The organism is Acinetobacter sp. GXMZU3951, assembly GCF_054457875.1.
Map to the genome: position 1 here is coordinate 423075 of NZ_JBTLFO010000002.1, position 26346 is coordinate 449420.

Annotated in this window: 22 protein-coding genes; 9 read left to right on the forward strand and 13 right to left on the reverse strand. The window is 41.4% G+C overall.

Annotation, left to right across the window (positions count from 1 at the left end; translation table 11 throughout):
* Nucleotides 1-45: 45 nt before the first annotated feature.
* Nucleotides 46-1041 (reverse strand): glycosyl transferase family protein, encoded by a 996-nt coding sequence (locus ACX17N_RS05130; RefSeq protein WP_458891480.1) that lies wholly within the window; start codon nucleotides 1039-1041, stop codon nucleotides 46-48.
* 443 nt (nucleotides 1042-1484) lie between these two features.
* Between ACX17N_RS05130 and ACX17N_RS05135 the strand changes: the two genes are divergently transcribed.
* Nucleotides 1485-2831, forward strand: a complete 1347-nt coding sequence (locus ACX17N_RS05135) for a dicarboxylate/amino acid:cation symporter (RefSeq protein ID WP_458891481.1) — start codon at nucleotides 1485-1487, stop codon at nucleotides 2829-2831.
* Nucleotides 2832-2999: 168 nt separating this feature from the next.
* On the forward strand, nucleotides 3000-4142 hold the full coding sequence (locus tag ACX17N_RS05140) for an acyl-CoA dehydrogenase family protein (protein WP_458891482.1): 1143 nt from the start codon (nucleotides 3000-3002) through the stop codon (nucleotides 4140-4142).
* Between the two features lie 29 nt (nucleotides 4143-4171).
* Here ACX17N_RS05140 and ACX17N_RS05145 read toward each other — a convergent pair whose 3' ends face one another.
* The gene (locus ACX17N_RS05145; RefSeq protein ID WP_458891483.1) at nucleotides 4172-4690 is read right to left on the reverse strand and encodes a type 1 glutamine amidotransferase domain-containing protein; all 519 of its coding nucleotides are present in this window, start codon (nucleotides 4688-4690) and stop codon (nucleotides 4172-4174) included.
* A 433-nt stretch (nucleotides 4691-5123) separates the two neighbouring features.
* On the opposite strand from ACX17N_RS05145, the gene pheA reads away from it, so the two are divergent.
* The 3 genes from pheA (at nucleotide 5124) to ACX17N_RS05160 (ending at nucleotide 9156) form a co-directional block, all read left to right on the forward strand.
* Nucleotides 5124-6233 (forward strand): prephenate dehydratase, encoded by a 1110-nt coding sequence (gene pheA / locus ACX17N_RS05150; RefSeq protein WP_458891484.1) that lies wholly within the window; start codon nucleotides 5124-5126, stop codon nucleotides 6231-6233.
* Between the two features lie 182 nt (nucleotides 6234-6415).
* The gene (locus tag ACX17N_RS05155) at nucleotides 6416-8662 is read left to right on the forward strand and encodes a bifunctional prephenate dehydrogenase/3-phosphoshikimate 1-carboxyvinyltransferase (RefSeq protein WP_458891485.1); all 2247 of its coding nucleotides are present in this window, start codon (nucleotides 6416-6418) and stop codon (nucleotides 8660-8662) included.
* A 116-nt stretch (nucleotides 8663-8778) separates the two neighbouring features.
* The gene (locus tag ACX17N_RS05160) at nucleotides 8779-9156 is read left to right on the forward strand and encodes a hypothetical protein (protein WP_458891486.1); all 378 of its coding nucleotides are present in this window, start codon (nucleotides 8779-8781) and stop codon (nucleotides 9154-9156) included.
* Between the two features lie 121 nt (nucleotides 9157-9277).
* On the opposite strand, the gene ACX17N_RS05165 is transcribed toward ACX17N_RS05160, so the two are convergent.
* Both ACX17N_RS05165 and ACX17N_RS05170 read right to left on the reverse strand, forming a co-directional pair.
* Nucleotides 9278-9718 (reverse strand): DUF2147 domain-containing protein, encoded by a 441-nt coding sequence (locus tag ACX17N_RS05165; RefSeq protein WP_458891487.1) that lies wholly within the window; start codon nucleotides 9716-9718, stop codon nucleotides 9278-9280.
* 432 nt (nucleotides 9719-10150) lie between these two features.
* Nucleotides 10151-10780, reverse strand: coding sequence for an alpha/beta hydrolase (locus tag ACX17N_RS05170; RefSeq protein WP_458891488.1), 630 nt, complete (start codon nucleotides 10778-10780; stop codon nucleotides 10151-10153).
* Nucleotides 10781-10905: 125 nt separating this feature from the next.
* On the opposite strand from ACX17N_RS05170, the gene yaaA reads away from it, so the two are divergent.
* Nucleotides 10906-11685 (forward strand): peroxide stress protein YaaA, encoded by a 780-nt coding sequence (gene yaaA, locus ACX17N_RS05175; protein WP_458891489.1) that lies wholly within the window; start codon nucleotides 10906-10908, stop codon nucleotides 11683-11685.
* Between the two features lie 127 nt (nucleotides 11686-11812).
* On the opposite strand, the gene ACX17N_RS05180 is transcribed toward yaaA, so the two are convergent.
* The 5 genes from ACX17N_RS05180 to ACX17N_RS05200 form a co-directional block, all read right to left on the reverse strand.
* On the reverse strand, nucleotides 11813-11938 hold the full coding sequence (locus tag ACX17N_RS05180; RefSeq protein WP_458891490.1) for a hypothetical protein: 126 nt from the start codon (nucleotides 11936-11938) through the stop codon (nucleotides 11813-11815).
* 675 nt (nucleotides 11939-12613) lie between these two features.
* Nucleotides 12614-14029, reverse strand: coding sequence for a deoxyribodipyrimidine photo-lyase (gene phrB / locus ACX17N_RS05185; protein ID WP_458891491.1), 1416 nt, complete (start codon nucleotides 14027-14029; stop codon nucleotides 12614-12616).
* Between the two features lie 138 nt (nucleotides 14030-14167).
* Nucleotides 14168-14650, reverse strand: a complete 483-nt coding sequence (gene slyD, locus ACX17N_RS05190; protein ID WP_458891492.1) for a peptidylprolyl isomerase — start codon at nucleotides 14648-14650, stop codon at nucleotides 14168-14170.
* Nucleotides 14651-14784: 134 nt separating this feature from the next.
* Nucleotides 14785-16068 (reverse strand): NAD(P)/FAD-dependent oxidoreductase, encoded by a 1284-nt coding sequence (locus tag ACX17N_RS05195; RefSeq protein WP_458891493.1) that lies wholly within the window; start codon nucleotides 16066-16068, stop codon nucleotides 14785-14787.
* A gap of 128 nt (nucleotides 16069-16196) precedes the next feature.
* The gene (locus ACX17N_RS05200; RefSeq protein WP_458891494.1) at nucleotides 16197-17507 is read right to left on the reverse strand and encodes a D-alanyl-D-alanine carboxypeptidase PBP6B; all 1311 of its coding nucleotides are present in this window, start codon (nucleotides 17505-17507) and stop codon (nucleotides 16197-16199) included.
* Nucleotides 17508-17686: 179 nt separating this feature from the next.
* Between ACX17N_RS05200 and ACX17N_RS05205 the strand changes: the two genes are divergently transcribed.
* Nucleotides 17687-19390 carry a M61 family metallopeptidase gene (locus ACX17N_RS05205; protein ID WP_458891495.1) on the forward strand — a complete coding sequence of 568 codons (1704 nt, stop codon included), beginning with the start codon at nucleotides 17687-17689 and terminating at the stop codon, nucleotides 19388-19390.
* 86 nt (nucleotides 19391-19476) lie between these two features.
* Here ACX17N_RS05205 and uraH read toward each other — a convergent pair whose 3' ends face one another.
* Together uraH and paaI are read right to left on the reverse strand one after the other, a co-directional pair.
* Nucleotides 19477-19875 (reverse strand): hydroxyisourate hydrolase, encoded by a 399-nt coding sequence (gene uraH, locus ACX17N_RS05210; RefSeq protein WP_458891496.1) that lies wholly within the window; start codon nucleotides 19873-19875, stop codon nucleotides 19477-19479.
* A 145-nt stretch (nucleotides 19876-20020) separates the two neighbouring features.
* Nucleotides 20021-20425 carry a hydroxyphenylacetyl-CoA thioesterase PaaI gene (gene paaI / locus ACX17N_RS05215; RefSeq protein WP_458891497.1) on the reverse strand — a complete coding sequence of 135 codons (405 nt, stop codon included), beginning with the start codon at nucleotides 20423-20425 and terminating at the stop codon, nucleotides 20021-20023.
* A 465-nt stretch (nucleotides 20426-20890) separates the two neighbouring features.
* Between paaI and ACX17N_RS05220 the strand changes: the two genes are divergently transcribed.
* On the forward strand, nucleotides 20891-23122 hold the full coding sequence (locus tag ACX17N_RS05220; RefSeq protein WP_458891498.1) for an NADP-dependent isocitrate dehydrogenase: 2232 nt from the start codon (nucleotides 20891-20893) through the stop codon (nucleotides 23120-23122).
* Nucleotides 23123-23216: 94 nt separating this feature from the next.
* Nucleotides 23217-23927, forward strand: coding sequence for a hypothetical protein (locus ACX17N_RS05225; RefSeq protein ID WP_458891499.1), 711 nt, complete (start codon nucleotides 23217-23219; stop codon nucleotides 23925-23927).
* 45 nt (nucleotides 23928-23972) lie between these two features.
* Here the strand turns inward: ACX17N_RS05225 and ACX17N_RS05230 are convergent, their stop codons facing one another.
* Nucleotides 23973-24761: an rRNA large subunit pseudouridine synthase E gene (locus ACX17N_RS05230; RefSeq protein WP_458891500.1), complete on the reverse strand. Its 789-nt coding sequence runs from the start codon at nucleotides 24759-24761 to the stop codon at nucleotides 23973-23975.
* A 361-nt stretch (nucleotides 24762-25122) separates the two neighbouring features.
* Entirely contained in the window at nucleotides 25123-26265 is a 1143-nt protein-coding gene (locus ACX17N_RS05235; protein ID WP_458891501.1) for a catalase family protein, read from the reverse strand.
* Between the last annotated feature and the right edge of the window lie 81 nt (nucleotides 26266-26346).

Consider the following 26346-nt stretch of genomic DNA (forward strand, 5'->3'; position numbering starts at 1 on the left):
GAGGGTTGATTTGGTTTGTCATTACATTGTAATGGCTGTTTAAGCTCAAAAACGATTGAGCCAGAGCTCTTGGGCTTTTTGCATGGCAGCTGGGTAAGAGTCACAAACTCCCATGGTGTATAAGGCAATGCCCATGGTTTCAATGACCGCAATTTCACCATATTCATGTTTTTGCTGACCTTCCCAAACTGATTTAAACACAGCCAAGTCAAGCTCTTCTTCGACTGGACTGCGGTTATCAGTCAGTTTCGGTAATTCATGTTCATACAGTGCACCCTGTTTAATTCCGCAGATGAGAGTTTTTGCATCTGGGTTGCGTTCAAACTCGCCACCTTCACCTTTAATCACGGCACTATTTTGATAGCCTAAACGCAAAGCTGCATGTTGGTGAGAACTACGATACGCAGGATGGAAAATGGCTTGTAAGGTGGCTTTGGCATTAAAGGGATTAATTAAACGCGCTAAGGTATGAATAGGGGAACGTAAGCCCATGACATTGCGTAGTGAAATCAGCTCACTTAAAACTGGGGAAATAACCGCTAAAGGAAGATAGGCAAAATTACGTTGATTTAATTGTTGCACAACGTCTTGCTGGTTTTGGCAAATCGGGAAGCCAAGATATTCCAAGACTTGTTCGGTGTAGACGCGATTGAGGGTATGACCTGCAGCACCATGCATGACAATCCGGTAGCCATGATGCGCCAGCGTTAAAGCTGCCAGTAGGAACCAAGGATAATGTTTACGTTTTCCCGCATAAGATGACCAATCTAAATCGACCTCAATTGGTTCAAAGTTTAATGCGTCACGTGTGGCTTGTACAAAACCTGCTAACTCATCCACAGATTCTTCTTTGACACGTAATAACATTAAAAAAGCCCCCAACTGCACATCGAGTACTTCATTATTCAAAATCATTTTGAAGGCTTGATAAGCTTCATCATAAGTTAGCGAACGTGCTCCATTTTTTCCTTTACCGACGATACGGACAAATTGGGCAAATGGATGCTCAAAATCTTTATATAAATTTCTTTTGGTCGTCATTAGATCTGATCACTGCGTAACTTAAAGGTTTGGGGAGAGTATTGATTCTGATAATAGAAAGATTTTGCTAGAAAGGGAAGAAAATTGCTCGCGCGGGCATAAGACTAATGTCTAATAAAAATTGATTATTACTTAATCAAATTGAAAAATAAATGTAGATTTACTATCCAAAAATTCTGTAAAATTCAACCGACTTAAGGTGAATGTTAAGTTTTTCTTACTAGTTGACTTTCCTAACTTATTGAAAAGATTCATTTTCAGTAATCGAGCTGCGATGGAATTGCAGAAAATATTATTAAGTTTAATTCAAAGGTATTAAGACTAACTTAATGCCTATAGCCTTTTGTAGTGATTATAAAAGGAATTTTTAAGGGCTGTGTATTCCTAGGAATAGACGAATATTGGATGTTTCTAGTACTAGAAACATGTGAAGAAGTAACGCTATGGCTAAAAAACCCATCTATAAATCACTGTATTTTCAAGTGATTGTTGCCATCATTGCAGGTATTCTGGTTGGTCATTTCTCCCCAAGTGGAACCCAGATTGTAAATGGTGCTGAACAATATGTCCCAGGTTTAGGTGAGCAGCTTAAACCTTTAGGTGATGCATTTATCCGATTGATTAAAATGATCATCGCCCCAGTGATTTTCTGTACAGTTGTTAGCGGTATCGCTGGCATGGAAAGCATGAAATCGGTGGGTAAAACTGGTGGTATCGCCTTACTCTATTTTGAAATTGTTTCGACGATTGCCTTATTGATTGGTTTGCTTGTGATTAACATTGCAAAACCAGGTGTAGGCATGAACATTGACCCAGCATCTTTAGATGTATCGGGTATTTCAAAATATGTTGAGTCAGGTCATTCACAAAGCACAATTGATTTCTTGATGAATATTATTCCGCATACCGTTGTTGGTGCATTTGCGGAAGGTGAAATTCTTCAAGTCTTACTCTTTGCGCTTTTATTCGGTTTCGCCCTGCATAAGTTAGGTGATTCTGGTAAACCTGTACTCAAGCTGATTGACCAAATTTCGCATGTCTTCTTCAATATCGTAAATATGATTATGAAGCTTGCGCCGATTGGTGCATTTGGTGCGATGGCATTTACCATTGGTAAATACGGTATTGGCAGCTTGGCACAATTGGCTCAGTTAATTATCTGCTTCTACATCACCTGCTTATTGTTTATCTTTATTGTATTAGGTTCAATCAGCCGTATCTGTGGTTTCAGTATCCTTAAAATGATCCGTATGATTCGCGAAGAATTATTGATTGTTTTAGGGACTTCATCATCAGAATCGGTATTGCCGCGTATGTTGAAGAAACTGGAAATTGCAGGTTGTGAAAAATCGGTGGTGGGTCTGGTTATTCCGACAGGTTATTCATTTAACCTTGATGGTACGTCTATTTATCTCACCATGGCAGCAGTATTTATTGCACAAGCAACCAATACCCATTTAGATATTTCACACCAAATTACCTTGTTATTGGTACTTTTAATTTCATCTAAGGGTGCTGCGGGCGTAACAGGTTCTGGTTTCATTGTGATGGCGGCAACATTGTCTGCGGTAGGACATATTCCAGTAGCAGGTTTAGCGTTGATTCTGGGTATTGACCGTTTCATGTCGGAAGCCCGTGCTTTAACTAACTTGGTGGGTAACTCTTTGGCAACGATTGTGGTTGCGAAATGGGTAGGTCAGTTAGACAAAGAAAAACTTGATTTTGCATTAGCAAACCCTGAAGAGGTTGATAAGCGAATGATGGATGAAGGAAATCAAACCCACGCATAATGCGTGTTGGTTTTAAGAGGAAGCTTCGGCTTCCTTTTTTATTGGGCAAGATTTCTGCTGAGCAAACTGGCTGGATAGATTTGAAATAAGAATAAAACTGCACATGACAGATGCTTGGAAATTACCTAGCATGTCAGTTCAAAATTTAAAAACAAAAAAGGAAGACATATGCTGGCTTATGATGCGGATCTGGAGCTTTTTAGAGATAATTTCAAACGCTTTATGCAAGAGCATGTTGCGCCACATTATTATGAGTGGGAACGGCAAGGAATTATGCCACGCTCAGTCTGGAATCAGTTGGGTGAAAATGGCTTTTTATGTGTGGATGTACCAGAAGAGTATGGTGGTTATGCGGTTCCAACCTATTATTCCTTAATGTTAGTCGAAGAATCAGCTCGTGCGGGATATGGTGCCTTATCGACAGCGATCTCATGCCACTCGGAAATTGCAGCACCCTATATTCTGCATATTGGCACCGAAGAACAAAAGCAATACTGGCTGCCAAGAATGGTCACTGGGGAAGTTGTCGGGGCGATTGGAATGACAGAACCGGGAGCAGGTTCAGACTTGCAAGCCATCCGCACCACAGCCATTTTGCAAGAAGATTATTATCTGCTAAATGGTTCTAAAACTTTTATTTCAAATGGTCAACATGCAGACCTCGTGGTTTTGGCGGTCAAAACAGATCCGCAAGCGCGTGCTAAAGGGGTATCTCTACTTTTATTAGACACCCATTTAGATGGCTTTAAAAATGGGACTAATCTTGAGAAAATTGGCTTGCATTCACAAGATACTTCGGAAATGTTTTTTGACAATGTCAAAGTACCGAAAAATCAATTACTCGGACAAGCTGGACAGGGTTTTAATTATTTAATGCAAGAGCTACCGCGTGAACGGACCGCAATTGCAGCGACAGCATTAGGGGCGATTCGCGGTGCGATTGATGTCACTACGCAATATGTACAAGAACGACAAGCCTTTGGCCAAAAAATTGGACAATTTCAAAATACTCGTTTTGTCTTGGCGCAGGCAAAAATTGATGAACTGGCCACCGCGGCTTTTTATGATCAAAATGTCGAGTTGTACATGCAAGGCAAACTCAATGTGGAAACAGCTGCTGCATTAAAAAGTTTTTCCACCGACATGCAAATGAAAGTTGCAGATCAACTGCTGCAATTGTTTGGTGGTTATGGCTATATGAGCGAATACCCAATTTCACGTTTCTTTGTGGATGCCCGAATTCAACGAATTTATGGCGGTACCAATGAAATTATGAAAGAAATTGTGGCGCGGGGTTTGCTCGGTCGTTAGTGAAAAAAAAAGAGCCGATAGGCTCTTTTTTATAATCTTAAGACATTCAAACTTTCACGAATAAATGCGGGTAAATCTTCGGGCGCACGGGAAGAAATATAAAGATTATTGTCATTTACGACCGCCTGATCATAAACCACAGCTCCAGCATTGACTAAATCAATAATGACGGATTTCATGGTGGTCATGCGCCGTCCTTTAACCACACCTGCATTGATTAGCAATTGCGGACCATGGCAAATACTCATAATCGGTTTTTGCGCATTGGCAAAACGACGGACAAAATCCACATAGCGCTCATCGGCTCTTAAATGATCGGGGGAATATCCACCGGGAATCAGTAGCGCATCAAATTCATGCACACAGACATCATCAATACTTAAATCGATGGTGACTGAATATTTACGCTTTTTCCCATAAACAATATTACCGGCTTTATTTTCAATATTGACGATACTATGGCTTGCTGCACGGAAGGCTTCTACAGGTTCGACATACTCCATGTCTTCAAAATCATGCGTGACTAAAACTGCAATTCTTTTTGGCATTGTTATTCTCCGAATAGCATTTTTAAAATTAAAATAACAGACAAATTGTGAAATACGTCATATTAAATTGTGGTTAATTTGTGATCAAAAGTAAGCTGCCTTGATAATGTCATATTGATAAACATCTGACCGCTATGCTTGAAGTTGATCATTCAAGTGATTTTTTATCTTGTTGAGCAAATGGACTGTCTATAGGCGGTCATGACACTCGGGATAATTTGAGTGAATTGTTTACGATTGGAATTAATGTGTTGATCAAAAATCCAGAAGCTATTGTCTAAACCGCCAGCCGATACAAAAACTTTAGTCCAAATTGTTGCAATAATTCGGGCTAGTGGCTTGAAAACAGGGTGAATCCAGATTTTATTGCCTACCATTTAATTGAACTCTTGATATACTGTCGGCATTCACGTTTTTGCAGGGCGAAATAACAATGATCAACGACGATCAAAACACTACGACTTCTCTAGACTTGACTAAGATTCGCGAAGATATTGATTCTGTAGACCAACAAATTCAGCAATTAATTAACCGTCGCGCACGCTTGGCAGAAGCAGTTGCAAAAGCAAAATTTGCTTCTGAAGAGAATCCAATGTTTTACCGTCCTGAACGTGAAGCACAAGTCTTGCGTAATGTCATGGAACGTAATGAAGGTCCTTTGTCAGATGTGACAATGGCACGGTTGTTCCGCGAGATTATGTCTGCATGTTTGGCTTTAGAAGCACCACAAAGCATTGCTTTCTTGGGCCCTGTCGGCACATTTACCCATTCAGCGGTATTAAAACATTTTGGTCAGGATGCAGTGGTTCGTCCTTTACCAACCATTGATGAAGTGTTTCGTGAAGTTGAAGCAGGTAGTGCGCATTATGGTTTAGTGCCTGTTGAAAACTCATCTGAAGGTGTCGTGAACCACACCTTAGATTGTTTTAAATCATCGACCTTGAATGTGATTGGTGAAGTCGAATTGCGTATTCATCATCAATTCTTAATTTCAGAAAATACGCGAAAAGACAGTATTAAGCAGATTTATGCTCATCAGCAAACCTTGGCACAATGCCGTAAGTGGTTAGATGCGCATTATCCAGGGGTAGAGCGCGTGGCTTTAAACTCCAATGCTGAAGCGGCCCGCCGTATTCGTAACGAGTGGCATTCTGCAGCGATTGCTTCCGATGTTGCAGCCAGCATTTATGATTTAGAAATTTTGCATAGCAATATTGAAGATAACCCAGAAAATACCACGCGTTTCTTGGTGATTGGTCGTGAAAAAGTACCGCAAAGTGGTAATGATAAAACTTCATTGCTGATTTCTGCTCATGATCGTGCAGGTGCTTTATTAGAAATCTTGGCACCATTTGCCAAACATCAAATCAGTTTAACCAGTATTGAAACTCGTCCAGCACTCCCAGAAAAATGGGCCTATGTGTTCTTTATTGACCTTGAAGGGCATATTGAGCAAGACAATGTGAAAGCTGCGATTGAAGAAATTCGTCCTTTAGTGAAAGAAGTGCGTGTATTGGGTTCTTATCCAATCGCTGTGCTATAAATGACATGAGCCATCGGAAGGTGGCGCTGCTGTTTCACTGTGTGAGTTTAGTCTGAATCTGGATTAATGATGGTAAGGTTGAGACAGCAGCCAAAGAGTTCGAGTTTTGAACAAACTGAAACAAAAGATACTGTTGAAAAGCACTTGCCAAAGTGTGGGGTTTAGAGGCGAAAGCATAAAAGATGACACAGCCGTTGTTTGAAAAAGTTGCATTTATTGGACTGGGACTGATTGGTTCGAGTTTGGCTCGTGTAATAATTGCTGAAAAATTGGCAAACCAAATTGTTGCATCGACACGTTCAGCGAAAACGCTGGAAGATGCGAAAACATTAGGTTTAATTGAGCAAGGCTTTAGCAATCCAGTCGATGCTGTACAAGGTGCTGATCTGGTTGTGCTTGCTTTGCCAGTCCGTGCGACAGAAAAAGTCCTAGCAACCATTAAGCCGTATTTGTCAGAAAACTGCATCATCACTGATGTGGGCAGTACCAAAGGCAATGTGGTTGATGCAGCGAAAGCGGTCTATGGTGATGCACTGCCGGCTGGTTTTGTACCAGGTCATCCAATTGCAGGTGCTGAACATACTGGCGTTCATGCGGGTAAGGTCGATTTATTTGCCCATCACAAAGTCATTCTTACACCGCTGCCAAGTAGCGCACCTTGGGCAGTAGAAAAGCTGATTACACTGTGGCAAGCCGCAAAAGCGGAAGTGATTTGCATGGATGTGGAAAAGCACGATGAAGTCTTGGCCCATACCAGTCATCTCCCGCATTTAATGGCATTTAATCTGGTGGAGCAACTGGCCAATCGCGCTGATAATCTGGACATTTTCCGTTATGCAGCAGGGGGATTCCGAGACTTTTCGCGCATTGCTGCCAGTGATCCACAAATGTGGCATGACATCTTCTTTGCCAATAAAAAAGCCATTTTGAATGCTGTAGATGGTTTTGAACAACAACTCGCTGTACTTAGAAAACTGATTGAAAATGAAGATTCGCCAGCCTTAATGGGCTTACTCGGTAATGCTCAGGCTGCACGACAACATTTTAATCACATGTTAGCCAAGAAACCCTTGATGGAGAAAAATAAGGTGACACAACAATTTACCATTTTGCCAGGCCCTAAGACATTCCAAGGTAAATTTACCGTGCCTGGGGACAAGTCTGTGTCTCACCGCTCTATCATGTTTGGTGCGATTGCGGAAGGTACCACACATGTAACAGGTTTCCTTGAAGGCGAAGATGCTTTAGCTACTTTGCAAGCTTTCCGTGATATGGGCGTCAGTATTGAAGGTCCAAAAAATGGTGAAGTCACCATTCATGGTGTGGGCATGCACGGCTTAAAAGCTCCAGCAAGTGCGCTCTATATGGGCAACTCTGGGACGTCGATGCGTCTTTTATCGGGTATGCTTTCTGCACAAAAATTTGATTCGGTAATGACAGGTGACGCGTCACTGTCTAAACGTCCAATGGAGCGTATTGCGAAACCTTTACGTGAAATGGGTGCACAGATTCAAACTACGGGTGAACGTGGAACACCTCCAGTGTCTATTACTGGTGGCCAAGCTTTAAAAGGTATTCACTACGATTTGCCAATGGCTTCAGCGCAAGTAAAATCAGGGATTTTGTTGGCAGGTCTTTGGGCAGCAGGTGAGACTTCTGTAACTGAGCCTGAACCGACTCGTGATCATACTGAGCGTATGTTGCGTGCTTTTGGTTATGATGTGAAAACCGAAGGCAACCGTATTTCACTGCAAGGTGGTGGCAAGCTAGTAGCAACTGAAATTCAGGTTCCATCCGATATTTCTTCTGCCGCGTTCTTTATGGTGGGTGCTGCTATTACCGAAGGTTCAGATGTTACGCTTGAAGCGGTGGGGATTAACCCAACGCGTACAGGTGTCATCGAGATTCTGAAGCAAATGGGCGCTGACCTAAGCGTAGAAAACGAGCGCATTGCAGGTGGTGAGCCGATTGCGGATATTCGTATTCGGGGTAGTCGTACCCTAAAAGGGATTCACATGCCGGAAGACCAAGTGCCTTTAGCGATTGACGAATTCCCAGCATTGTTTATTGCGGCTGCATGTGCTGAAGGGCAAACTGTGCTGACGGGTGCTGCTGAATTACGTGTCAAAGAATCAGATCGTATTCAAGTCATGGCTGATGGTTTAAAAACTATGGGTATTGACTGCACACCAACCGAAGATGGCATTATTATTGAAGGTCAGGGTAAATCAGGGGATTGGTCTGCCATCTTCACTGGTGGTGTGATTGAGTCACATCATGACCACCGTATTGCCATGAGCTTTAGTATGGCGGGTTTACGTAGTTCGGGTGAAATCAACATTGTGGGAACTGAAACAGTGGCGACCAGTTTCCCAACGTTTACCGAATTAGCCAATCAGGCGGGTTTAGCGATTCAAGTCACTGAGTAAAACCAGTGACCCTTGATGTCATAAATTCATCTAAAAACAGCCAAGCGAAAGCTTGGCTGTTTTGTTTTTATTGCTTATGCTAAACCCATATAATAAAAATGCCTTAGGGTTGAGCTATGCGAAAACTACAATTTACTGCCAATTGTGAACACCATCATCATGCGGCAGATCAACAGAATCAATGCCATATCACACAGGGATATGTAGTGGATTTACTGGCAGGTAAACTCAATCAATATGGGTTTCAAACTTTGTCACAAAGTGGTGATCAAGTCGCGGTCAGTGTAGATGAGCATGCATTGCCTTTAGCAATTACCTGCCAAGGCACAGATCAGGAGGGTCATCTCGTTTGCGAAATTTCCTCTTATCCTGCTGAAGATCAAGACTGGTTGGAGCGTATCAGTGAGCGTAGTTTGCTCAATCAGTTGGCGCAGGCGGTTGAAAATAGCCTAAAAGAGGATGAGGCATTTAGTGGTTTTGAATGGAAGGCTTAATATGCTTTATAGATGCTGAATTATTACTAGATAATTCAGCATCATTCAAATACATCCATCAATAGAATGCTATTTATCTGAAGATTTAGATTTCATCCTATCTTCTGAGGCTATAAAAGCTTTATTCCACGCGTAACCAAGTCTGGCTACGTCCAACCGCGGAAACACCGAAATAGCCACGTAAAAATAGTTTTTTACTATTTGCGCTGATTTTGCCTTTGAGGCTATAAATTTTTCCAGATACGGGATCAATAATTTTACCGTTGGAGTAATTGATATGATCCTCAGATTTTAACCCTGTAATGACCTGCATTCCAACAATCGGTTTGTTGGTATAAGGTGGTGGGCAGTGCGTACAGAACTCTTTGGGCGTATAACCCGCACGCGGGGTAAGTTTCAGCACAGTGCCAGCATACGTTCCATTGCTTTGTTTTTCGATTTTAACCAAGCCTTTAGGTTCACCTGTTTTGTCATCAATATAGCGCCAAGTTCCAGTAATGTCTTGAGCAAAAGTAGAGCTGGCAGCCAGAGCAATAACAATTGCGCCGAAAAGTGATCTCATATAATCCCTGAATATTGTATAAATGATATAAGGCTAACTCGAATGAGCTAAGGTATTGATTGTACAGCTTATAATTAAAATACGAATGTACATAATGTGCCAAAAAATGGCAAAATTGAAGCTTTAGACAGATGCGTAAATTTTGATAGATTAAAATGAACTGGAGGCTAACAAACACTGGATTTAAATTAATGGTGAATCATGCGTAGCAATAAAAATGCTCAAAATGAACGATAAAAAAAACTAGTACCGTGGTCATCGGAGGAATGAAAATGCTGTTGGTGAAGTGGGCAGTAAAAGCAATAAAATAGTACTTAGCTTAAGTCTGATGCTTGCGACTGATAAAAAATACAATTACTCAGATGCCAAACGTAAAAAAAGAGATCAGGCTAGTAGTGAAAAGCATGATCTCTTTCTTGTTTTGCTTGCCGCTTAAATTAATAAGAAGCGTGCAATCGCGATACGCAACTGTTTTAAATAACCTGTGAAGAAGTGGTTCGCACCAGGTAATACCGTTACTAAATGACGCTGTGGCTTTGCCCAAGCGATCATATCAGACAGTGTGGTAACCTCATCGGCTTCACCGTGAATAAACAGGATATCACCTTTAATTTCAGGAGTTTGATAGTGGCGAACTCCAGCCACAGTCGCAGTTGGAAGACCACAAAGAATAGTTTGAATAGGTCTGAGTTCACTTGGTAGAGCGTGATAGCATTTCGCCATAACGTGTGCACCAAAGCTAAAGCCACCCGCATAAAATGGCAAACTAGGATGTTGTAAACGCGCATGATGGATGACTTTTAGCACATCATCAGTTTCACCATGACCTTCATCGTGAATCCCATCACTTTGACCAGAACCACGGAAGCTTGGACGATACACCACACAGCCATTTTCAACTAAAATTTGAGCAAGTAATGCCGGAACTTTATGTTGAGGTGTGCCGCCTTGCAATGGATGGGGGTGGCTAATAACCGCGAATCCTTTCACTTCGCCTTGTGGGTAATCAACGAAAACTTCAATTTGACCCACAGGACCGGGAATGAAAATTTGCTCGGACATAAGATAAATGGATAAATAGCAGGAGAATCCGCTATTTTACCGATTATGCTTAGTAAAAACACAGATTGGAAAAAAAATAACTCTACTGCTATAGTTTGTTTAATTATTTTTTAATCAGATTGTATATGCTCGCCTTAATTTCTCCTGCTAAGACTTTAGATTATGAATCTGCACTTCCAACTGACCAGCACACTTTACCAAGACTGTTAGAGCATTCACAACAACTTATAGACGTAAGTCGTAAACTGTCTGCTTCAGAAATCGCCAGTTTAATGAGTGTCAGTGAAAAAATTGCCCAATTGAACGTCGCACGCTTCCGTGATTGGCAGCCTGAGTTTAATTTTTCGAATGCACGTCAGGCCATTTTTGCTTTTAAAGGGGATGTTTATACAGGTCTAGATGCTTATGCTCTAAGTGAGCAAGATATTGAATTTTCACAAAATCATTTGCGTATGTTGTCAGGATTGTATGGTTTATTGCGCCCTTTAGACTTAATGATGCCGTATCGTTTAGAAATGGGCACAAAGTTAGCGAATGCACGGGGGCATAACTTATACGAGTTTTGGGGGGATCAAATTACGCAATTGGTCAATCAAGACTTGGCTCAAGCAAATTCTGAATTGCTGGTGAATCTGGCTTCGGATGAATATTACAAGGCAGTCAAAGAAAGCAAAATTCAGGCTGAAATTATTAAGCCAGTGTTTTTAGATCAGAAGAATGGCAAATACAAAGTCATCAGTTTTTATGCCAAGAAGGCACGTGGTTTAATGGCACGTTATATGATTCAAAATCAATTGCAGCATGCAGAAGACCTAAAGTCATTTAACACCGATGGATATTATTTTGATGCAGCGAGTTCAAGCAAAGCCGAACTGGTGTTCAAGCGTGATGAGCAAGCGGCTTAACGGGAATATCGGATCAAGTTGAAGATTGGCATTTGCTTCATGCAACGCCTAACTTGAAATTGTTTGTACAAGCACGGATATCACTCGATTGAACTAAAAATGAAAGCCCCATTCGGGGCTTTTTCATTTATCCGACCCATCCACTTGGCGTATCTTGAATGAGGGGTTGTGTTGCTGGTGGCGGTGGGGTTACAGCACCTTGGCACCCAGCTAAGCAATAAGTCATGAGTAATACAACAAGTAGTGTACGCATAATTACCTCTTTAAAAGAAACATAATGACTTCATCTTGGGTATTTAGGGCTTCAATCGCCAATAGCATGACATCAAGTCATCGCGAGACCTGAATTGTTTCGAAACCAGATGAGCTCAGCTTTCAGCTACAGTTGAGCTGCAGAGACAACCCATCATGCTCGGCTGGTGTCTTACACAGGCTTTTGATGAAAAGCCGCGGTTCGATGCCATGTATGCAAGGACACACCATGAATGAAATGGACGTGTTATTCACAACATACATAAGCGAACAAGCTGCTTTTCGATGCTCAATCAGGAAGCTGAGACATGATGTAACACTCAACGCGGACTGCAATTTAAAACTTCAAGCTCGGATGCAATATTTCCCAAAGAAATTTGGAAAAACCTCAACAATATCAGCTCAAAATAACCCAATTGCCTTAAGGGTAATCTGAGTTGGGGGGTGCAGTGCATTTGGATCGGGAGTTATCCAACATGGCGATGAATTCCGTGTGAAATTGGTATAAGTAAGCCCAATCTCAACAAGAATACCGTTAGGTCGATGAATAAGTGAACTATAACATGAAATATACTGTATTTGTTGTTTATTTCTACGAGCTGTAAGGCCAGTTTCATGTTGTTGGTATTACGGGAGAAGGTCAAGCAGCGTGTCGACACTGCTTGACTCGAACCGATTAAATTCCTTTAAATGCTGCAATTGCGCGGAGACGGCTCGATTTTAAATCTACGATAGGCCGCGGATATGCGAGCTTTAAATTTGGGTTTTTGGCATAAGGTTCATGAATGCTTTTGCTGTCCAAATGTGCTAATTCAGGAACCCATTGGCGAATATAGTCGCCATTGGCATCAAATTTTTGCGATTGACTCACAGGGTTAAAAATTCGGAAATAGGGGACGGCATCGGTACCTGTTGATGCACACCATTGCCAACCACCATTATTGGCCGCCAAATCACCATCAATCAAATGCTGCATAAACCATTGCTCTCCCAAGCGCCAATCAATCAGCAAGTTTTTACACAGAAACATGGCGGTAATCATCCGCACACGGTTATGCATCCAACCCGTAGCAAGCAGTTGTCGCATGCCAGCATCGACAATCGGAATACCGGTTTGACCTTGTTGCCATGCGGCTAAATCTTCAGGTGCACTGCGCCATTCAATATATTGGGTGCTGATTTTAAAGGGTTGATGTTGTGATACGCGGGGATAGTCATACAGAATATGTTGATAAAACTCTCGCCAAAGCAGTTCATCTAACCAAATCTGTTGACCTTCATTTTCGAGAATAAAATGACCTTGCTGGGTTCTGAATAAGGCTTGTAGACACTGGCGAATGGAGAGAATGCCGATATTCAAATAAGGGGACAGTTGACTTGTACCACTTAAATTAGGAAAGTCCCTTTCATTATGATAGTGGCTTACTTGATGTTCGATAAAGTCATCGAGATGAGCTAAAGCATGCTCTTCACCCACAGGCCAAAGCTTTTGGACGTGCGGATCAATGATGTGTGTATAAAAGTCAGTAAGTTCAGGAATCTCGTCATCGATTGTTATAGACAGTGTTTTCTGTGCAGCGGGCGCAGGGTAGCATTGTGGTAGACTGAGACTTAAAGCTTCATAGCAGTACTTTTTAAACGCACCGAACACTTGATAAGGCTGTTGAGATTTATTTCGTATTGAACCAATCGGAAACAGGGTTCGGTCTTGGTACAGCTCTAGGGTTTTATTATTTTGTTGTAGTCGCGTTTGCAAATCGTGATCGCGTTTTAATTCATTAATTCCAAATTCAATATTGGCATGTATTCTCTCAATCGCATATTCCGTCGCTACGTCGAGCAGCATTTGCGGAACATCTTTCCATAATGCAACTTTACGAACCATTAGAGGAATGTTTAGCTGAGCGAGTTGTTGTTTTAGCGTATGCAATTGGCGGAGATAAAAATCAATTTTGACGGGTGCATCTTGATGTAATGCCCACTGTTCAGGCGATAAAATGACGATCGCGAGACAGGGACCCGTTTGAGCAGCATACCAAAGCGCGGCATGGTCTTGAATACGTAAATCTTGTCGGAACCAAATAAGTTGCATGAGCCAAATCACTGAATAATCAAGATAAAGCATTCTAAATTGAATTAAATCAAATGTTCAGTCGGCAATGTACTAAATTTGAAAAAATAGGCATAAAAAAAGGCAAAGTTAAACTTTGCCTTTTTCGATCGGTCGATCTTAGTGGTGATGACCACCCGCACCGTGTACGTGACCGTGATCTAATTCTTCTTGAGAAGCTTCACGAATTTCAACGATTTCAACTTCAAAAGTTAAGTCTTGGCCAGCAAGTGGGAAGTTTGCATCAACGATTACGTTGTCGCCTTCAACTGCTTTAACAGTAACGATTTGAACACCGTCATCAGTTTGAGCTTGGAATTGCATGCCTGCTTGAATGTTGTCAACGCCTTGGAACATTTGCGCTGGAACTTCTTGAACTAGGTCTGGGTTGTATTCGCCATAACCTTCAGCTGCAGGTACATTTACAGTGAATTTTTCGCCAACTGATTTACCTTCAAGCGCTTTTTCTAAACCAGGGATAATGTTGCCCGCACCATGCAAATATGCAAGTGGTTCACCTTGAGATTGGTCGAGAGTTTCACCCTCTGCGTTAGTCAATGTGTAGTGGAAAGAAACCACGTGGTTATTTGCAATTGCAGTCATGTTATTGATCCATTCAATTTTTAAGGGTACATCATAAAGTGAAATGCAAATTTTGTTGACTAAATTTCATCAAAAAACTGCATTTTGTACTTTTTTACGACATTTTTAAGATTATCGGGGCAGTTTAAAAAATTTCAATGCAATTTTATTTTAGGTGCGATTTTTTTGTTCATCGCGTCTTTTGCTATGAAATATGCTGTTCGAGTATAGCCATGTAAAGTCGCTTGATGCATTCGATATAAAGAAATATACAGCGACTTAGCCAACCAACCCTGTACATTGACTTGCCCCAGCAATTCTCCTACAGCTTTATGATGACTTAATGACACCAAAGCCCCTTTATCGGCAAACTTAAACATCGGTTGCGGTTTTTGCTTGAGGCGGGCCGACATCGCATCAACCAGAAAGTGGGCTTGTTGGCTGGCAACCTGAGCCCGTGGCCCCAGCACGGGTTCATTGGCAATCGGTTGGCAATGCGCACAATCCCCAAAAGCAAAAACATTGGGGTCAGTTTTGGTTTGTAGCGTGGCATAGACTTTGAGACGGTTTAAATGGTCTTTTTCAAATTCGGTCAATTGCTGGAAAACCTTTGGGGCTTGAATGCCAGCACACCAGATTTTTAAATCTGCGGGAATTGAGGCACCATGGCTAAAATAAATCTGCTGCGCATCTATTTTGTTGACGCGCTTGTGGGTTAACACCTGAATATTGGCACGTTGTAATTCATGCTGAGTATGATGGGCCAGGCTTTCGGAAAGGGCTGGTAAAATACGGTCAGCTGCTTCAATCAAGGAAATTTTTACCCGTTTCGGGTCAATCTTATTCAAGCCATATTGCTGAAAAGTACGTGTGCTTTGTACCAGTTCTGCCGCCAGCTCTACGCCAGTTGCACCCGCTCCAATAATGGCAATATTTAGGTCGGGTAGAGCAGCCTGTGTTTGTGCATTCAGATATAGGGCTAAAAGTTGTTGCTGAAATTGCTCGGCTTGGGCGCGATTATCGAGAAAGTGGCAGTACTCACGCACGCCTTCGGTATTGAAGTCATTTGATGTAGACCCCAACGCCAAAATTAAAGTGTCATAGCTGAGGGAAAAATTTCGCTGTGTTTCATTGTTCGCTGTAAAAGAGTGTTCTAGCACAATACTTTTTTCTGAGCGATCTAAAGCCTTAAAGCGCCCCAATACAAACTCATAATGGTGCTGGGCAGCATGGGCAAAATAATTGATTTCTTCGGTTTGCGCATTCAGGGCACCTACTGCAATTTCATGCAGCAGTGGTTTCCAGATGTGAGTAAGATTTTGATCGACCAAAGTAATTTTAGCTTTGGCATGTTTGCCAAATTGGTCTCCCAATAAGGTGGCAAGTTCTAATCCTCCAGCACCACCACCCACAATCACAATATGATGTAGTTCGTTCATTCTTAGATGGACCTATTTATTATAAAAAAAAAGAAGATGGCTTAACATGCCATCTTCTTATCGGGGATGTGTTGGAATTGTTTTACAAGTTACAACAACTTACATAAACCAGACCAAAGCATTGCTATTTAATTCAGTGGATAAATTTTTAGTTTGAGTTCTTCAGTGCTGAAAAAAGGCAGGATATGCTTTAGCCAAATAAAGAAGCGCTGGAAAATATTGGCTTCATCAATTTGCACGTCATCTTCAATCGCGATGGTACGTAACAGTTGATTGTTTTGATAAACCTGAACGGTTGCCAGCTGCATGACTTTTGCTAGCGGCGCAGTCAGGGTTTGTTCATTCATTTCGACATTTAAATGTGTGCGTGTTTCCAGCACAGGCTCAATTGGACGAATACTGCCATCCCCAGTATTGAGCATAATGCGTTGATTGGTGCGGTCATAGGTGCTTAAGTCAATCGCATAAGGCTGATCATACAGGGAGGTTGTAATTAGTTCAGGGGCTTGGGTGTGCACTTTAAACATTTTCAGTGTGGATTTGACCACAGGTAGCTCAGCAATCAGTTGCTTGTCTTTAATTGCAACTTCATTACGGGTGTAAGTGTAAGCCAAATTCATCAGGTCATGGGCAACTTCCGCGCGCTTGGCAGCACTTTTGGTACCCATCACCACCACGACCAGACGACGATTTGGTGCATCTACATTCATGGTTGGACGGTTTGCGGTTAAAGCAAGATTATAGCCCGCAGCTTTGGTATAACCTGTTTTTAAACCATCTACGCTAGGGTCTTGTTTGAGTAACAAGTTGGTGGCGTGATGATAGCGTTGATTATAAGAAAAGCTTTGTTGTTTGGAGTAGTACAAATAATTAGGTGTTTGTTTGGTAATCGCTTGAGCCAACTGTGCTAAGTCATTGGCAGAAGAATAATGCTCGGGCATGGTAATCCCTGCTGGGTTTTGAAAGTGCGTGTCTTTCATACCTAAAGCTTTCGCTTCTTGATTCATGCGCTCAACAAACTTAGGAATGCTGCCCGAAATACGTTCGGCCAGTGTAACCGCAGCATCATTGGCAGACATTACAATTAATCCAGCCAGTAATTGGTCTACCGAAATTTGTTCACCCTCTTTCAAATACATTTGCGATTCGTCCCACATTACCGTTTTAACGACGGGAGTCGCTGTGAGGACTTCATCTTTACGCAAATGACCTGCTTGAATTTCTTTTAGCGCAATATATCCCACCATCATTTTGGTTAATGATGCCGGCGCACGCTGCACGTGGCTATTATGTTCAGCAATCACTTGTCCAGATTGTGTGTCTAAAATCGTCCATGATTCGGCTTGGACACTCTCGGGAACCAGATTAAGAAGAGCTGCATGTGCGAAAGAAGTACACAGCAAAGCAAATAATGCGAAGAGGTAAGTGAAACGTTTCAAAGGTATTCCTATCAAGCTAATCCATCAGCAATAAACTGACAAAACTAGGGGGCATGCTATGCCTTTTTTGTGCAGATGGCTAGTCTGATTTGCAGACAAATAACACAGTTCTGCATCGGCTTTAAAAAAAATGCTAAGCTAACTGGCAAGATCAATTATTTTATTTTGAACTGCCTATTATGTTGCATTATCAAATCGAGTTTGACGATTATCGTCAGCATCTTGTGCATGTCACACTGCGTTTTTTGGCGAACCCAACTCAAGTCCTTTCTCTCCCAACATGGATTCCTGGTAGCTATCTGATTCGTGAATTCTCGAAACATATTGAATCAGTACGTGCCTATGATGAAGCAGGGCGCGTTTTAAAAATTCAGAAATTTGAAAAGAATAAATGGCGTTTATTTAACACGGATCATGAATTTATTACGGTTGAATATGATGTTTATGCCTACGATCTGTCTGTGCGTGGTGCCTATGTCGATCAGAACCGTTTATATGTCAATCCTGCCTGTGCGTGTTTAGGTTTAGAAGGTCAGGAAGATAAAGAAGTTGAAGTCGAACTGTTTTTGCCAGATGAATTAAAGCATTTTCAGTTGGCTACAGGCTTGGCATCTAAAAGTTTGGTCAAAGGTCGCTATACCTTAAAAGCGACCAACTATGCCGAATTAATTGATGCACCGTTTGAATTGGCAGAGCAAACTCGTTTTAGCTTTGAGGCAGAAGGCATTGCACATGAATTTGTGGTGTCTGGACAACATGCCATGAATGCGGAACGTATGCAGCAAGACATTGAAAAAATTTGTGCCACTGAAATTAAAATGTTCGGATCGGCACCGTTTGCCAACTATACCTTTATGACTATGGCAACTGGCAATAGCTATGGCGGTTTAGAGCATCCGAACAGTACCAGTTTAATTATTCCGCGCAATGATTTACCGAAGGTAGATGAACCGCAAGAACCGTCTGAAGATTATCAACGCTTCTTAGGCTTGTGCAGCCATGAATATTTCCACTCATGGTTGGTGAAATTTATTCGCCCTGAAAACTTAGTTAATTATGACTTGAATAAAGAAAGCTACACCACGCTGCTTTGGATCTTTGAAGGCTTCACGTCCTATTATGATGATTTAATTCTGTTGCGGAGTGGTGTGGTATCGCAAGAGTCTTATTTAAAACTGCTTAAAACTCAGATTGACCGTTACTTGCAAAACCCGGGTCGTCATGTGCAAACCGTGGCGGAATCTAGTTTTGATGCTTGGGTGAAGTTTTATCGTCAGGATGAAAACTCAAATAATGCAGGCACCAGCTACTACAATAAAGGGTGCTTAGTGGCTCTTTGTTTGGACTTAGGGTTGCGTTTACGTGGTTCAAGCTTAGATGCCTTAATGCGTAAATTGTATGAAAATGCGCAAAAAGGCATTGCAGTAAATGAGCGGACGATTTTTGAAATCTGCCAAGAGCTGACGGGTGACAGTTGGGTTGAGCAGATCAACCATTTAATCAATACCGTTGATGAGTTGCCGCTGGATCAATTATTCCCTGAGTTTGGTTTAAGTTATAGTTTGAAGAATGACAAATCATTACCATTTGGCATGAAAGTCGTCGACAAACCAGAAGGCGTACTGATTCAGCAAACCCGTCGTGACGGTGCTGCTGCTAAAGCGGGGCTTTCTGCGAATGATGTGATTCTTGCGATTGATGGCTTAAAAGCCAGCGAAAAGCTGTTAGCTCAATATGCAAAACGTAACGACAGCTTTAGCATCTTTGCTTTCCGTCGTGACGAGTTAATGCAGTTTGAAGTTCAAGGTGGCGAAACGGACTTAACAACTGTAGAGCTTAAAGTGGAAGATCAGGCGAAAGTCGAGGCTTGGTTAAAAGCTTAATGCAAATACCTTAAACCAATAAAAAGCCAATGCGTTAACGCATTGGCTTTTTCATTTGTGACTAAACTCGATGTGCTAAAGAGCGATTAGTTGCCTCGATAAGTGGAATAACCGTAAGGGCTGATGAGTAGCGGAATGTGGTAATGCTCCAGTGAACCATCAATCACGAAGACCACAGGAACTTCTGGAAAAAATGCACGTTGATTCTTTTGGCGAAACCAGTCACCTGTTTTAAAAGTGACTTTATAAATGCCTTTCTGTAAAGTGCTATCTTTCGGATAAAGATCGCTAATCCGTCCTTGTTCATCTGTGGTGCCCGAACTAATTTCAGTCCATTGATTATTTTGCTGTGCTTCCAACACAACTTTGACGTTTGCAGAAGGCAAGCCATTTTCTAAGTTGAGTACATGCACACTTAATGGATTCTGTGCCAAGCACAAAGAAGAGAAACCCAGTCCAACAAGTGGCAGTAAAAATTTAACCATCTGATTGATCCTCAAGCTTAAAAGGGTTTTAGTTTAAACAATCAGGTGAAATTCAACATTTCAATATGTAACCATCATTCAAGGACATAACTGGCCCGAATCTATGCGCTAAGTGGCTGCTCAGATTAAACCCTTTATTGAGCGGTTACTTTTTTGAGGGAATGAGTATGCGAGAAATACCACGAAACTCAGCAATTGTTTCCTGTTTTTGATTGATAACTTGAATATCATAAAATTCAGAACGTCCAGCTTGTGAACGCAGTTCGGCGGTTGCGGTGAGTGTGTCGCCAATGTGCCCAGGTTTAATATAGCTAATATTGCAGTGCTGCCCGACAGCAGGGTAATCACCGGTATTGCAAGCAATAGCAAAAGCACCATCGGCTAAAGTAAAGATAATCCCGCCATGACAAGTCCCATGTGCTTGGGTATGACGTTTTTCGATGGTTAACTCGACTTTGGCATAGTAGGTATGGTGTTCAACTAAACGGATGCCAAGTTCTTGCATGACTTGATCATTGTTAAATAAAGCCAGTCCTTTTGCGGTTTCCATTATTCCGTCCTTTATGATACGTTTTAATTATTTAAAATATGTAAGATGAATCATAATTAGCATCATCATGCAGCCTGATCAAGTTGTTTTGATAAAAATTGGAAATTTGAAAGTTCAACCAATATTCAGACTGAATACAGAATTGAACAGTTTTGGAACAGATGGATTTATTTGATTGTCATATATTGGATTTAATATAAGCATGAGCCGCCAAGGTGAAGCTTAATCCTTGAGCAATCCAATTACATCTGCTGATCAGAATCTAAGTGGCTGACTTTAAAAACTGTTTAAAAAAACCACACAGATTAGGTGGTATTTTCTTACGAAATGTCGTTATCACAAGATATATCGTTGACTGGGAAGCGTTGAAGGCCGATACTCTCAGGGTTTATTTAAGCAATCGGTTCGTAGGACTGGATCAAAAGTCTGGTTCTCTAAAACTCAATTTAACACAAGGGGCTATATATGGCTGGTGGAAAGTCAAACATCATTTACACACTGACTGATGAGGCGCCATTGTTGGCGACTTATTCGCTACTGCCGATCATTGAAACCTTTACTAAGCCAGCTGGCATCGAGATCACCAAAAGTGATATTTCTGTAGCATCACGCGTGCTTGCAGAATTCGCTGACTATTTAAGCGACGAGCAGAAGGTTCCAAACAACCTCGCAGAATTAGGTCGTCTTACACAAGATCCTGACACGAATATCATCAAACTTCCTAACATTAGTGCTTCTGTTGCTCAGTTAATTGCATGCATTAAGGAACTTCAATCTAAAGGTTTTGCGATTCCTGACTATCCAGAAAATCCTACGACTGAAGAAGAAAAAGCGATTAAAGCACGTTATGGTAAATGCCTTGGTTCTGCTGTAAACCCAGTATTACGTGAAGGTAACTCTGACCGCCGTGCGCCTGCTGCAGTAAAGAATTACGCGAAAAAACACCCGCACTCAATGAGCGAGTGGAAGCAATGGTCTCAAACTCACGTTTCACACATGGAAGAAGGTGACTTCTACCATGGCGAAAAATCGATGACGCTTGACCGCGCGCGTAACGTGAAAATGGAATTGATCACCAACTCTGGTGAAACGATCGTTCTTAAGCCAAAAGTTGCGCTTCAAGATGGCGAAATTATCGATTCAATGTTCATGAGCAAAAAAGCACTGTGTGACTTCTACGAGAAACAACTCGAAGACTGCCGCGAAGCGGGCATTTTGTTCTCGTTGCACGTTAAAGCAACCATGATGAAAGTATCGCACCCAATCGTATTTGGTCACTGCGTTAAAATTTATTATAAAGATGCATTTGAAAAGCACGGCAAATTATTTGATGAGCTAGGCATTAACGTAAATAACGGTATGGCAGGTCTTTATGAAAAGATCGAAACTTTACCGACTTCTTTACGTGAAGAAATCATTGAAGATTTACATGCTTGCCAAGAACACCGTCCTGCATTAGCAATGGTTGATTCGGCTAAAGGCATCACCAACTTCCATTCTCCAAACGACATTATTGTAGATGCTTCTATGCCTGCAATGATCCGTAGTGGTGGTAAAATGTGGGGTGCAGATGGTAAACAGTACGACTGTAAAGCCGTAATGCCAGAATCTACATTTGCGCGTATTTACCAAGAAATGATCAATTTCTGTAAGTGGAATGGTAACTTTGACCCGAAAACGATGGGTACTGTGCCAAACGTAGGCTTAATGGCGCAAAAAGCTGAAGAATACGGTTCACACGACAAGACTTTTGAAATTTCAGAAGCGGGTATTGCCAACATTACTGACCTTGACACTGGCGAAGTGTTGATGAGTCAAAATGTAGAGCAAGGTGACATCTGGCGTATGTGTCAGGTGAAAGATGCACCGATTCGTGACTGGGTGAAACTTGCAGTAACTCGTGCGCGTAACTCTGGTATGCCTGCAATCTTCTGGCTTGACCCGTACCGTCCACATGAAAATGAACTTATCAAGAAAGTACAAAAGTACTTGAAAGACTACGATACTACTGGTCTTGATATTCAAATCATGTCACAAGTACGTGCAATGCGTTATACGCTTGAGCGTGTAGCTCGTGGTTTAGATACGATTTCTGTAACTGGTAACATTTTACGTGACTACCTCACTGACTTGTTCCCAATCATGGAATTAGGTACTTCTGCGAAAATGTTGTCTATCGTGCCGTTAATGGCAGGTGGCGGTATGTACGAAACTGGTGCTGGTGGTTCTGCGCCTAAACACGTACAACAGCTTGTAGAAGAAAACCACTTACGTTGGGATTCTTTAGGTGAGTTCCTTGCATTAGCAGTTTCTTTGGAAGAGTTAGGCATTAAAGAAGACAACGCTCAGGCGAAACTTCTTGCGAAAACTTTAGACCAAGCGACTGGCAAGTTACTTGATAACGACAAGTCTCCATCACGCCGTACGGGTGAGTTAGACAACCGTGGTAGCCATTACTACTTAGCGAAGTACTGGGCTGAAGCTTTGGCTGCTCAGGACGAAGATGCTGAGTTAAAAGCGAAATTTGCTCCACTTGCAAAAGTACTTGCTGACAACGAAGAAAAAATCGTTGCTGAGCTTGCAGCTGTTCAAGGTCAAGCGGCAGATATCGGTGGTTACTACGCTGTAGACCCAGCGAAAGTAAATGCTGTAATGCGTCCAAGTGCTACACTTAACGCTGCACTTGAAACTGTTTAAGTTTAGCAAAATCGGCTTTAGTCGATGATGTGAAAAAGCCGATGCGAATGCATCGGCTTTTTTATATTTACAAATATTTAAACTGGCTAAAAATATGAATAAGAAAAGTTTGAATTGGGCTATAGCCATTACAGTAATTTGGTTGGGCGTAATTGGTTTAACTTGGTTTTTTGGAAGTTTGGAATCACCGGAGTCATTAAATGAATTGGGGGATTTTCTTGCAGGAATATTTGCACCAATTGCTTTCTTTTGGCTGATTTTAGGCTATATCCAGCAAGGTAATCAGTTAGATCAAAATACAAGAGCCCTAGAACAACAAGAAAGAGCACTTCAACTTCAGATTCATGAGATGAAAGAGAGTGTTCAGCAGCAAAAAGAAATGGCTGCTATTCAAAAGCAGCAGTTTGATGCCCTCAACAAGGCGGTTAAGCCAATATTTGTGATTAGAGATAGTGGATTTACATATTTTAGTCATCCTGATGGCAATGATTTTCTTGTTGAAGTGAAGTTTAATCTGACAAATTTGGGTGGAGTAGCTAATGCGTTTTATATTCGAAATAATATGAAAGAAGCCATATTTTATTTGGATCAAATTGGTGAAAAAGAAACTGTGGAAGTGAAATTGAATTTATATCAGATTAATTTAGATATTAATGATATGCAACAAATTATGCTTGCTGAAATTACGATTGATTTTGAGAATTTATATGCAATAAATGAAAAATATAACTATGAAATATATATGCAAACTGAATTAGAATCATTAGATCGCGAAGAAGTATGTTTTATTTATAAGCGGGACTAATTTATTAAAAAAGCCCACTGACGTGGGCTTTAAAATGATCTAATCTTAACGACCACTACGTCCACGACCACGCGGAGCTTTGGTATTTGGACGTGTAGTACCATTGGTTTTACGTTTTGGCTTCTCGCTTTCGTCCATTTGCCAAATACGCTTCGTACCCGATTTTTTGGTAGAACCATCTTTATTCTTACGAACGATTGGCTTACCACCCGTACCACCTGGCTTTTTCACATACGAACGCGAACGGTAAGGTTTTTCTGCTGGTACATCTTTAAAGTCAGGGTACAGTAAAGGTTCAATTTCTTTGGTTTCACCCGGTTGTAAACCTAATTGCACCAAGTCAATTGAGCCAATTTTAGTACGAATTAAACGTAAAGTCGGGAAGCCGACAGCAGCAGTCATACGACGTACTTGGCGGTTACGACCTTCACAAATTGAAATTTCAACCCAAGAAGTCGGAACAGAAGCGCGGAAACGTACAGGAGGATCACGCTCCCATAACCATTCTGGCTGTTGAACTTTGATGGCTTTAGCTGGCAAGGTCATGCCATCTTTTAATTCAATACCCTTGCGAAGTTGCTCTAAAGCTTCTTCAGTCACATCACCATCAACTTGAACTAAATAGGTTTTGTACTTTTTGTTTGCAGGATTGGTAATGTATTGATTTAGACCACCGTGGTCAGTTAAAAAAACTAAGCCTTCAGAGTCCATATCGAGACGACCTGCTAAACGCAAAGTTGAATCGTCTACAAAGTCAGACATTGTCATATGCGCTTCGTCTTTACGAAACTGAGAGAGAACGTCATAAGGCTTGTTAAGAATGACTATTTTCACTTTAACCTACTAAAAAATTTAAAAAATTTGTTTGGACTTGCTTGTGTTACCCGTTTGGTTACCCGTATAAGTGGGAGTAGGTCGGGAAGGGTAAGGAAAAAGCCCATGAGATGTAGGCTACTATATCAGATTTCGGCTGATGCTCCTCAATTTTATTCTTTACATCGGATAGGTAATCCTCTTTGTTCCAAAGCTTGGACATGTTTAGTAAATATTTGATTTCAGTTGCCCTACAGCAGATGCTTAAGTTGAACACATCATTGATCCATTTTGTCTTAATGCTTTAAGGCAATATATTGTTGAGAAAGTTTCAGAACGATAAGGACTCCTTCTTTAGCTATATTGCCTTAATTTATTTTTATTAGGATGAGGGCTCCAATCTTTCAGTCGAATTCATTTCATGTCGGACGCGACTAATCTGCTCATAGATAACTTTACGCATTCGGTTTATCGCACCAAGGGGTTTGTGTTCAGCTAATGCATGCCATGGTGTAAAAGAGAGGTTTTCACAAAAATTATTTTGCTCTGGGGTATCAAATACTTGCTTAGTAATTCGAATCGTTGCCACCTTGTAGAAAGGGGCTTGGTCTTCTTTCCATTCAGTCATAGAGTCTTCGACGGACATGGCGCTGGATGTTCGAGGTTGAACTAAAAATTCCATGCACGCATCGTTTTCTTGCAAACTCGTGCGGAGTGCCTCCCTTAAGAAATCCTTGTTAGGCCTAGCAGGCAAAGGGCTAAGCACGGTCGAACAAGCTCGAACAGAATATTTTACCGCCTGACGTTGCTTACCTAATCCCAATTGATAGGGCACCATAGACCAGTATCTGGCTTGTAATGGATTTGAAATTTTATTTCTAGTATTTAAGGCAATCCAAGTGCCTTTTGCCCCTAATGCGAAAGGAATATGTAGTTTTTTTAGAAGTTTGTCACTATTGATATCTTGTATGAATGATAAATAGCGAGCGGGGTCATTGGCAAAAAAGACTGGGTGGTTGATCATGATGAAATCTTGGGTAGAAGAAGGTTCATCTGAAAGATTTTTACCAGATACTCCTAAAAGCTTGATTGCCATGCCGCGTGCATCTTTTTTAATATCCGCCTGTTTAGCATTACTCGATGCATTAGAAAAACGAATCCATGCTGGATAGGTTTTCCCTGGAATGAAAACACCTTGCGCTAGGGTGGGAGGTAAGGTGTCATTTATTTGAAATTCTGCGCGTACGCAACCATGAGCTTTAGGGTGTGCATCACGTAGTGCGAGATCTGTGGCATATTGTTTGCGAATGGACATTTCAATGCTGTCGGCAATTTGTTTAGCCGTGGCAGCCTCATTCGGATAAAGGCTTTCACTTAAACTGGGATCTATATCTGGATAAACAAGCGCTTTGTTGGTATTCAGCACTACTGGTGCAGTGTGTGCAGATACGATAGTGGAAACACTTATGAGCAATACCGTGGGAAAAAGTAAACCTAAGAGCTCAGGTCTTTTGAAATTAGGCATTGATTGCCTCCTTGCTTCAAGCTGCTATTTCTAATTCTTAGATTTTTAGTCTGATCATGAAAAATGATTTAGATTTATTCA